At 69.8% G+C, this 8,559-nt stretch carries 12 protein-coding genes; 3 read left to right on the plus strand and 9 right to left on the minus strand.

From position 1 onward, the window contains the following. Nucleotides 1-361: 361 nt before the first annotated feature. The 4 genes from ACWCRJ_RS14540 to ACWCRJ_RS14555 all read right to left on the minus strand — a co-directional run bounded on the left by ACWCRJ_RS14540 (nucleotide 362) and on the right by ACWCRJ_RS14555 (nucleotide 4,134). Nucleotides 362-1,003, minus strand: a complete 642-nt coding sequence (locus ACWCRJ_RS14540; protein ID WP_450939607.1) for a PadR family transcriptional regulator — start codon at nucleotides 1,001-1,003, stop codon at nucleotides 362-364. A gap of 24 nt (nucleotides 1,004-1,027) precedes the next feature. Further along, complete coding sequence (locus tag ACWCRJ_RS14545) at nucleotides 1,028-1,576, minus strand: DinB family protein (protein WP_450939608.1); 549 nt, start codon at nucleotides 1,574-1,576, stop codon at nucleotides 1,028-1,030. Nucleotides 1,577-1,705: 129 nt separating this feature from the next. After that, nucleotides 1,706-3,166, minus strand: coding sequence for an aldehyde dehydrogenase family protein (locus ACWCRJ_RS14550; protein ID WP_450939609.1), 1,461 nt, complete (start codon nucleotides 3,164-3,166; stop codon nucleotides 1,706-1,708). A 143-nt stretch (nucleotides 3,167-3,309) separates the two neighbouring features. After that, nucleotides 3,310-4,134 carry a helix-turn-helix domain-containing protein gene (locus ACWCRJ_RS14555; RefSeq protein WP_450939783.1) on the minus strand — a complete coding sequence of 275 codons (825 nt, stop codon included), beginning with the start codon at nucleotides 4,132-4,134 and terminating at the stop codon, nucleotides 3,310-3,312. Nucleotides 4,135-4,481: 347 nt separating this feature from the next. On the opposite strand from ACWCRJ_RS14555, the gene ACWCRJ_RS14560 reads away from it, so the two are divergent. Then, nucleotides 4,482-4,976, plus strand: a complete 495-nt coding sequence (locus tag ACWCRJ_RS14560) for an ATP-binding protein (protein WP_046918836.1) — start codon at nucleotides 4,482-4,484, stop codon at nucleotides 4,974-4,976. A gap of 81 nt (nucleotides 4,977-5,057) precedes the next feature. Here ACWCRJ_RS14560 and ACWCRJ_RS14565 read toward each other — a convergent pair whose 3' ends face one another. From ACWCRJ_RS14565 to rpmG, 5 genes are all read right to left on the minus strand, one after another. Beyond that, on the minus strand, nucleotides 5,058-5,324 hold the full coding sequence (locus ACWCRJ_RS14565) for a DUF397 domain-containing protein (RefSeq protein ID WP_005475842.1): 267 nt from the start codon (nucleotides 5,322-5,324) through the stop codon (nucleotides 5,058-5,060). Between the two features lie 489 nt (nucleotides 5,325-5,813). Continuing rightward, nucleotides 5,814-6,047 (minus strand): 30S ribosomal protein S18, encoded by a 234-nt coding sequence (gene rpsR / locus ACWCRJ_RS14570; RefSeq protein WP_450939610.1) that lies wholly within the window; start codon nucleotides 6,045-6,047, stop codon nucleotides 5,814-5,816. A 5-nt stretch (nucleotides 6,048-6,052) separates the two neighbouring features. After that, nucleotides 6,053-7,327, minus strand: coding sequence for a CobW family GTP-binding protein (locus tag ACWCRJ_RS14575; RefSeq protein WP_450939611.1), 1,275 nt, complete (start codon nucleotides 7,325-7,327; stop codon nucleotides 6,053-6,055). Between the two features lie 5 nt (nucleotides 7,328-7,332). Further along, the gene (locus tag ACWCRJ_RS14580) at nucleotides 7,333-7,626 is read right to left on the minus strand and encodes a type B 50S ribosomal protein L31 (RefSeq protein WP_450939612.1); all 294 of its coding nucleotides are present in this window, start codon (nucleotides 7,624-7,626) and stop codon (nucleotides 7,333-7,335) included. Between the two features lie 6 nt (nucleotides 7,627-7,632). Further along, complete coding sequence (gene rpmG / locus ACWCRJ_RS14585) at nucleotides 7,633-7,797, minus strand: 50S ribosomal protein L33 (RefSeq protein WP_005475851.1); 165 nt, start codon at nucleotides 7,795-7,797, stop codon at nucleotides 7,633-7,635. Nucleotides 7,798-7,858: 61 nt separating this feature from the next. Between rpmG and rpmB the strand changes: the two genes are divergently transcribed. Beyond that, nucleotides 7,859-8,095 (plus strand): 50S ribosomal protein L28, encoded by a 237-nt coding sequence (rpmB, locus tag ACWCRJ_RS14590; RefSeq protein WP_037702498.1) that lies wholly within the window; start codon nucleotides 7,859-7,861, stop codon nucleotides 8,093-8,095. After that, nucleotides 8,095-8,400 (plus strand): 30S ribosomal protein S14, encoded by a 306-nt coding sequence (gene rpsN, locus ACWCRJ_RS14595; RefSeq protein WP_450939613.1) that lies wholly within the window; start codon nucleotides 8,095-8,097, stop codon nucleotides 8,398-8,400. Before rpmB ends, rpsN begins: the two co-directional genes overlap by 1 nt. The last annotated feature ends 159 nt before the right edge of the window (nucleotides 8,401-8,559 follow it).

An 8,559-nucleotide genomic window follows, 5' to 3' on the forward strand; every position in this document is an offset into this window, starting at 1 on the left:
TGCCGTTGCGAGGGTGTTCAGGTCGTTCGTCACACATCGACATTGGACGCCCTCGCGCTCTGTCCGCAGGCCATCCCTTGGACTCATTCATCTAGGGGGGCGGGGTGGGTGCGGGGTGGGTGCCTCGGGGCTGGGGGGTGCGGGTGGTTGAGCGGGTGCGGGTGGGTTGTGGTTGATCGCGCAGTTCCCCGCGCCCCTGAAAAACGGTGCCTCGGGGCTGACCGTAGTGGGCGGGTGCGGGTGCGTCGGGGCTTATCGCGCAGTTCCCCGCGCCCCTCAAAAACGGCGCCTCGGGGCTGACCGTAGTGGGCGGGTGCGGGTGGGTCGGGGGCTTCGCGTGCCTGTAGCGGGGGTGGTGTTGTCAGTGGGTGTCGCCTGGGTGTGGTTCGCCCGTTGCGTAGGGGTTTTTCTGGCCCTCCGGGAGGATGCCGATGAAAGGGGCGCCCTCGCCTGCGAACGTGTAGGCGCCGGCGCGGATGCGGGCGATGAGGCCTCGGGTCCAGTCGGCGCCCGTGTCGGCGGAGTGGATCCAGTAGTTCATGATCTCGCCGATGTGGCCGAGCTGGCCCGGGCCGTCCTCGGGGGTGTAGTACTCGGTCACCGACCGGCGCCATTTCTCGATGGACCGCACCCGCTCCTCCAGGAGCCCCAGCACCTCCTCACGGCCGAGGTCGACCATGGTGCCGAGGGCGGCGGACAGGATGTCCGGCTGCTGGTCGTAGGCGGTGAGGGACTCGCGCACGAGCCGGAGGTACTCCTCGGTGCCCTGTTCCGTGATCTCGTACTCGGTGCGGGGCGGCCCGCCGGCCGTGGAGGGGGCGATCTCGTGCGCGAGCAGCAGTCCCTGTTTCGCCATCTGCTTCAGGGCGTGGTAGATCGAGCCGGGCTTGGCGTTGGACCACTCGTGCGCGCCCCAGTACTCCAGGTCGTTGCGGACCTGGTAGCCGTGGGCCCGCCCGTGCTGGCGCACGGCGCCGAGCACGAGAAGACGGATCGCTGACATGCGCCCAGCGTAGAACCAGGGGGGTCAGCCCCAGCTCGTCCCCTGCTCCTTCGCCACCAGCTCGAAGGCGGTGGCGCCGTCCAGCGACTCACGGATGATGTCGGCGTGGCCCGCGTGCCGGGCGGTCTCGCGGATGAGGTGCAGGGCCAGCCAGCGCATGGAGACACGGCCCTCCGGCGGGAACCAGGGGTCGTTCGGCAGGGCGAAGGTGTCGTCGAGGCTGGGCACCGACCGGATGAAGGACTCCGTCTCGGCGGCGACCTTCTCCCAGTACGCGAGCTGGGACTCGACCGTCTCGTCGCCGACCAGGGCGAAGGTCTCGTGCCAGTTCGACTCGTCGCGCCGCACCGCCGGGGCCTCGGCCTTGGCACGGGCGACCCAGCTCTGCTCGACCTCGACGACGTGCTTGAGGAGTCCGGCCAGGGACAGGTCGCTGGCGCTGGGCTTGGCCGACGCCTGCTCGTCGGTCAGGCCGAGCATCGCGCGCCGGATGCCCCCGCGCTGCTCCTCCAGGAAGGACAGCAGCGCCCCTCGCTCGTCGCCCTTCGCCTCCGCGCCCACGTGCGTGACCATGGCCTTCTGCCTCTCGCCGGACCGGGGGACTCGGGTGAGCCCCTCTGACACCGACCAAGCTACGGACCCTTGCGGTCAGGTTCTGTCCGCAAGGGTCCGTGGGCGAGAAATGCGCGCGAGGATCGGAGTTCAGAACGGGAAGAAGCTCCGCTTGTGCTGGACCGAGATCCACTTCTGGGTGGTGAACGCGTCCACCGCCGTGTCGCCGTTGAGACGGCCGACCCCGGAGTGCTTCTCGCCGCCGAAGGGGACGAGGGGCTCGTCGTGGACGGTGCCGTCGTTGACGTGGAACATCCCGGTGTCGATCTGCTTGGCGAAGTTCACGCCCCGCTCGATGTCGGCGGTGTGGACGGCGCCGCTGAGGCCGTACGGGGTGTCGTTGACGAGGGTGACGGCTTCCTCCTCGCCGTCGAAGGGGACGAGGAAGGCGACCGGGCCGAAGACCTCCTGCCGCAGGAGGGACGAGTCGGCGGGGAGGCCGGTGAGGACGGACGGCTCGACCAGGTTGTCGGTCGTGGAGCCGTGGACGAGCGCCGTGGCGCCCTCGGCGAGGGCCTGCTCGACGACGGCCCTGAGGGCGTCCGCCTGGGAGGCGTTGATGACCGGGCCGATGACCGTCGAGGGGTCGCTCGGGTCGCCGACCTTCAGGGACTTCACCTTGGCCACGAACTTCTCGGTGAACTCGTCCTGGACGGAGCGGTCGACCAGGACGCGGTTGGCGGCCATGCAGACCTGGCCCTGGTGGACGTAGCGCGAGAAGACGGCGGCGTCGACGGCGTAGTCGATGTCCGCGTCGTCCAGGACCACCAGGGCGCTGTTGCCGCCCAGTTCGAGGATCGTGCGCTTGAAGTTCGAGGCGGCGACGGTGGCGACGTGGCGGCCGACCTTGTCGGAGCCGGTGAAGGAGATGACCTTGGGGATCGGGTGCTCGATGAAGGCGTCGCCTATCTCGGCGATGTCGGTGACGACGACGTTGAGCAGCCCGCCGGGCAGGCCGGCGTCCTCGAAGATCTTCGCGACCAGGGTGCCACCGGTGATGGGGGTGTTCTGGTGCGGCTTCAGCACGACGCCATTGCCGAGGGCGAGGGCCGGGGCGACCGACTTGACCGAGAGCAGGAAGGGGAAGTTGAAGGGGCTGATGACGCCCACGACACCGACCGGTACGCGGTAGAGGCGGTTCTCCTTGCCCTCGACCGGCGACGGAAGGATTCTGCCCTCGGGGCGCAGCACCAGCTGGATCGATTCGCGCAGGAACTCCTTGGCGAGGTGCAGCTCGAATGCGGCCTTCAGATGCGTGCCGCCCAGCTCGGCGATGATCACCTCGGTGATCTCCTGCTCGCGCTCCTCGATGAGGGCGAGGGCCTTCTCGAAGACCGCGCGACGCGCGTAGGCGTTGACCTGGGCCCATTCCTTCTGAGCCGTCCGGGCGGCCCGGTAGGCCTCGTCCACCTCGTCGACCGTGGCGATGGTGATCGACGCGAGCTTCGCGTCGTCGTACGGGTTGAAGTCGATGATGTCCCAGGAGCCTGAACCCGGGCGCCACTCGCCGCCGATGTACTGCTGTGCCAGGTCGGTGAAGTAGGACGACATGTGATCCTCAATCAGTCGGCATCGATCAAGATTGATCACTCGTCATCGTACGTGTGGGCAAGGGGAGTTGGAGGGCTACTCGGGAGACTGCGAAGGCCCCGAGCGAACCCGGAGAGACTCGGGGAACAGCGGGGCCGGCGGCCTCAGGAGAGCTGCAGCAGTCCCCGCAGCAGGTCACGGCTCTCGGCCGTGGACGGGCTGTCCTCCTGGAGCTGTCCGATCGCCCGCTCGTACTGGGCGATGTCCTCGCGCTTGTCCAGATAGAGCGCGCTGCTGAGCTGTTCGAGATAGACGACGTCGGTGAGGTCGGACTCGGGGAAGCTCAGCACGGTGAAGGCGCCGCTCTCACCGGCGTGACCGCCGAAGCTGAACGGCATGACCTGTATCCGTACGTTGGGGCGCTCCGAGATCTCGATCAGATGCTGGAGCTGACCGCGCATCACTTCCCGGTCGCCGTACGGCCGGCGCAGCGCGGCCTCGTCGAGGACGCAGTGGAACTCGGGGGCGCTCTCGGACACCAGGTACTTCTGGCGCTCCATGCGCAGGGCCACCCGCTTGTCGATCTCGGCCTCGCTCGCGCCCTTCATGCCCCGGGAGACGACCGCGTGGGCGTACGCCTCGGTCTGCAACAGGCCGTGCACGAACTGCACTTCGTAGCTGCGGATGAGATGGGCCGCCGCTTCGAGGCCGACGTAGGTGGGGAACCAGCTGGGCAGGACGTCCGAGTAGCTGTGCCACCAGCCGGCGACATTGGCTTCCTTGGCCAGGGAGAGCAGCGAGGTACGCTCGGTCTCGTCGGTGACGCCGTAGAGGGTCAACAGGTCCTCCACGTCACGGGTCTTGAAGCTGACCCGGCCGAGTTCCATCCGGCTGATCTTCGACTCGGAGGAGCGGATCGAGTACCCGGCCTTCTCCCGGGTGATCCCCTGCGACTCGCGCAGCCGCCTGAGATGCGAGCCCAGCAGCATCCGCCTCACCACCGACCCGCTCGATTCACCGGCGCCCACGTTCGTCCAGCCTCCCCAACTTCTTCAAGGGCCGCAGTCTGCCACTAAACCACTCCGATCCGCACTCGCCCGGTTACAGAAATGGAAAGTCTTCAACATCCGAGACGGGCGGGACGCGCGAGGAGTAGGAGCAGGGTGGCAGAAGAAATGTTCAGCAAGCGGCATGGGAAGGTCCATTTCGGGCGCGTGCACGTGCATCTGCCCTTGCATCTGCTGTACGCATCAGAAACCATGGTCCCGCGCCACCGCTGCATCGCAACGACCGCAGACACCCGGGAGTGCCTCGCATGGGGACGAATGGATCGACCATGCTCGAACCCTTACGGCAGGGGCTTCCGCCACTTGATCCCGCGACCGTGTCGGACGCCGCGTCCTGCGCGCTGCCTCCCCGCTACGAAGCGGTGCGCGAGGCACGGCAGTTCACCCGGGGCACGCTCGGCCAGTGGAAGTTGGACGACCGCTTCGACGACGTCTGTCTCGTGGTCTCGGAACTCGTCACCAACGCCCTGCGGCACGGCCTGCCCTCCGGCAACGGGTCGCGCCCCGACCAGGATCCGCCGGTACGGCTGCATCTGATGCGCTGGACCGAGCGGTTGGTGTGCGCGGTGCGCGACCCCAGTCACGACAGCCCGGTCGCGGGCGACTCCGAGGACTTCTCGGCGGAGTCGGGGCGCGGACTGTTCCTGGTGGACTCGTTCGCGGACAGCTGGGGCTGGCACCCGCTGGGCGGCGCGCTCAACGGCAAGGTGGTGTGGGCGCTGTTCCAGGTGCCGCGGACACCGGACCCGCACCGCGCCCACTGAGAACCGCGGCGCTTTTCGGCGCCGCGGTTCTACGCGTGTCACATCATCGGACTCCACCGCTCCCCCGCCGCCGGGCGGGAGTTATCCGACCAGATGGTCGAACTCACCGTCCTTGATGCCCAGGAGCATCGCCTCGATCTCGGCGCGCGTGTAGACGAGCGCCGGACCGTCGGGGAAGCGGGAGTTGCGCACCGCCACCTCGCCGCCGGGCAGCCGGGCGAACTCCACGCAGTTTCCCTGCGAGTTGCTGTGCCGGCTCTTCTGCCAGGCCACCGCGTGGAGCTGGGTCAGCTCCGTAGCGGCCATGCCGTTGTACACGTCATCCACGCCGTACACGTCGTGGTCCACAGGTCGCTCCCCGGGGTGGTGCAGTGGTGCGCTTGATGCGCATTGGCACTGGTGTGGCCAGTGATGCCCGTGCTGCCAGTGATGCAGCGGTCAACTGCCCCGGATCATAGCTTCGTTCACGTGCCGCCGCATGAGCGGATGCACCTGCGTATGCACGAGCAGATGCACGTGCACGAGGGGTGAGCCCGCAGTCACAGCACCGCGGCACTGGAGAGACGTATGTCGGGGCGATCCTGTTCCGTCAACGGCTGGGGAGATTCGGTGTCGTCCTGGTGCATGTCCCCCTGCCCCTCCCTACGGGGGCCGGGACCGCGCGGTTCAGGGAGCGGGGCCGGTGTGCGCAGGATGGCGGGAAACGAGTGCCCCCGGGGAGGTCGTGGAGCCTCCCCGGGGGCCGGGTGGGGGTGGTGGTTCGAGAGTGCGGGGTGGGGCGCGCCGACAGCGGTCGAACCGCTGGATGGCGGGCCGGTGGAGGGTCCGTGGCCGTCGTCAGCGGGCGGAATACGGCAGGAGGGCCATCTCGCGGGCGTTCTTGATGGCGCGGGCGAGCTGCCGTTGCTGCTGGGCGCTGACGCGGGTGACCCGGCGGCTGCGGATCTTGCCGCGGTCGGAGATGAAGCGCCGCAGCAGGTCGGTGTCCTTGTAGTCGATGTACGTGATCTTCGCCTGGTCCAGCGGGTTGGGGCGGGACTTGGCGGGCGTGCGCTCCGGCTTGCGGGGCATGGCGGTCAGACCTCCAGGAAGGTGTCGAAGGGGCGCGGCAGCCGTTCCCAGGCGGCGCGGCCGGCGGCGTACTCGCTGTCGGTGAGCAGGCAGGACTCCAGGAGCTGTTCGAGTCCGTCGCGGTCCAGGCCCGGGGAGGTGAAGACCAGGTGCTGGCAGCGGTCGCCGTGTTCCGGGTGCCAGTCGAGGGCGGCGGCGGCCCGGCGGACCGGGGGAACCAGGTCCCAGGCGGCGTCCGGCAGCGAGGCGAGCCAGGGGCCGACCGACTCCACGCACAGGGCGCCGCCGGCCGCGTCCCAGTGCAGCAGGGTGTCGGGGCGCTCGGCCAGCCAGAACCGGCCACGGCTGCGGGCGGCCGCGCAGCAGAGGTCCTCCAGTGCCGCGTAGAGCCGCTCGGGGTGGAAGGGGCGGTGGCGGTGCCAGACGAGGGTGGTGACGCCGTGTTCGTCGGCGTCCGTGGGGAGGAGCGCGCAGGCGGGGTGCTGGGCGGCGGCCGCCGCGTCCACGTCGAAGCCGGCGAACGCTGCCGTGAGCAGGGCGGACGGGCGCCGTAGGGGTTGCCGTGCGTCTCCGGGTGCCGGTGCGTCGTGGCTGGTCGCGCCCCGCGGCGGAGCCGCAGGTCGATGCTGCCCCGCACCCCTTTCGGGGCCTACGGCCACCTCAGGAGCACGGCCGCGGTCGCCGATGGGCACCCGCTGCGCCGTCGGGTGGAGTTGGGCCAGGAGGGCTCTGTCCTCGTCGTCCGCCTCCTCCGAGTCGAGTACGGCCAGGATCGGGGCGTATTCGAGTTGGCGGGCGAAGGTGTCGGCGACGGTGCGCTGGTCGGTGGAGGCCGCGGCGAGGCCCCGGTCGGCGAGGTCGTCGCCGTTGCCGAGGTAGGGCAGGAGGAGGGCGGGGTCCACGGCCGTGATCACGGAGGTGAGGCGGAGGCCGCCGGCGGCGATCACCTCCGCCATCGCCTTCGGCTCCACCGAGTCCCACAGTTCGACCACGGCCAGGCGGGTCAGGCCAGCCTCGGCCAGGCGTTCCAGTTCGGGGACGAGGTCCTCGCGCAGGGCGCAGCAGGCACAGTCGTCGACGAGCCGGGTCTCGGCGGTGGAGACGAGACCCCCGGCGTCCCGGACGGTCCGGACGACCTTGGCGTCCGGACCGTCGGCGGCGGTGGAGAGGTCGTGGTGCAGCGCGACGCTGCCCGGGACCCCGGCGAGCAGCGCCTCGACGGCGGCCCGCCGGGCGTCGGCGTGCAGCCCGCCGACGATCGCGACAGACAGCTGGGTCACGTCGGTCAGCCCCGCTTCTTCCCGGTCGCCCCGGTCGCTCCGGCCGCCCCGGAGTTCTTGGCGCCGTACCGCTTCTCGAACTTCTCCACGCGGCCCGCCGTGTCCAGCACGCGCGCGGTGCCCGTGTAGAAGGGGTGGCTGACGTTCGAGATCTCGACGTCGACCACGGGGTAGGTGTTGCCGTCCTCCCACTCGATCGTCTTCCCGCTCGTCATCGTCGAGCGGGTGAGGAAGGTGTGGTTCGCGGCGCGGTCCCGGAAGACGACGGGCCCGTACGAGGGGTGGATGTCCTTCTTCATCGTCGGTCAGCGCTCCTCTCGGAAGTCGACGTGGCGGCCGGCCCTCGGGTCGAACTTGCGCAGCGTCAGCCGGTCGGGGTCGTTCCGGCGGTTCTTGCGGGTGACGTAGGTGTATCCGGTGCCGGCCGTGGACCGGAGTTTGACGACCGGGCGGAGTTCGTTGCGTGCCATGCTGGTATGTTACTGAAAATGAAATCCATTTGCACTACCTGATCGAGAGAGGTGCGTCACCTTGTCCGCCCACTGCATGCTGACCGGAGCCCAGCCCGGCTTCGGCAACCGCATCTCCCACTCCCACCGGCGTACGTCCCGCCGCTTCGACCCGAACATCCAGTCCAAGCGGTACTGGCTGCCGAGCGAGAACCGTCATGTGCGGCTCCGGCTGAGCACCAAGGGGATCAAGACCGTGGACGTCATCGGCGTCGAGGCCGCAGTCGCGCGGATCCGTGCACGGGGGGTGCGGGTCTGATGGCGAAGAAGAGCAAGATCGCGAAGAACGAGAAGCGACGGGATGTCGTCGCGCGGTACGCCGAGCGGCGGGCCGAGCTGAAGGAGATCCTCCGGCGGCCGTCCACCACGGACGCCGAACGCGACGCGGCCCGGCGGGAACTGACCGCCCAGCCCCGCGACGCGAGCGCGACCCGCGTCCGCAACCGGGACCAGGTGGACGGACGGCCCCGGGGGTACTTCCGCACGTTCGGCCTGTCGAGGGTGAGCTTGCGGGAGCAGGCGCACGCGGGGTACTTGCCGGGGGTGCGGAAGTCGTCCTGGTAGGGACCTCGGGGGTGGGGGCGCCGCGCGAGGTCTGCCGGGGGCCGGAGGGGCGTGGGTCCTGCCGGGGGCCGGAGGGGCGTGGGTCCTGCCGGGGGCCGCAGGGACGTGGGTCCTCCCGGGAAGGGCATGGGTCCTGCCAGGTGCCGCGGGGGCGCGGGT

Source organism: Streptomyces sp. NPDC002324 (genome assembly GCF_053593335.1).

Excerpts from the sequence above, each read along its gene's own strand:
- ACWCRJ_RS14540 (WP_450939607.1), bottom strand. The coding sequence starts at position 1,003 with ATGTCAGCGATCCGTCTTCTCGTGCTCGGCGCCGTGCGCCAGCACGGG.
- ACWCRJ_RS14545 (WP_450939608.1), bottom strand. The coding sequence starts at position 1,576 with ATGGTCACGCACGTGGGCGCGGAGGCGAAGGGCGACGAGCGAGGGGCG.
- ACWCRJ_RS14550 (WP_450939609.1), bottom strand. The coding sequence starts at position 3,166 with ATGTCGTCCTACTTCACCGACCTGGCACAGCAGTACATCGGCGGCGAG.
- ACWCRJ_RS14555 (WP_450939783.1), bottom strand. The coding sequence starts at position 4,134 with ATGCTGCTGGGCTCGCATCTCAGGCGGCTGCGCGAGTCGCAGGGGATC.
- ACWCRJ_RS14560 (WP_046918836.1), top strand. The coding sequence starts at position 4,482 with ATGCTCGAACCCTTACGGCAGGGGCTTCCGCCACTTGATCCCGCGACC.
- rpsR (WP_450939610.1), bottom strand. The coding sequence starts at position 6,047 with ATGCCCCGCAAGCCGGAGCGCACGCCCGCCAAGTCCCGCCCCAACCCG.
- ACWCRJ_RS14580 (WP_450939612.1), bottom strand. The coding sequence starts at position 7,626 with ATGAAGAAGGACATCCACCCCTCGTACGGGCCCGTCGTCTTCCGGGAC.
- rpmG (WP_005475851.1), bottom strand. The coding sequence starts at position 7,797 with ATGGCACGCAACGAACTCCGCCCGGTCGTCAAACTCCGGTCCACGGCC.
- rpsN (WP_450939613.1), top strand. The coding sequence starts at position 8,095 with ATGGCGAAGAAGAGCAAGATCGCGAAGAACGAGAAGCGACGGGATGTC.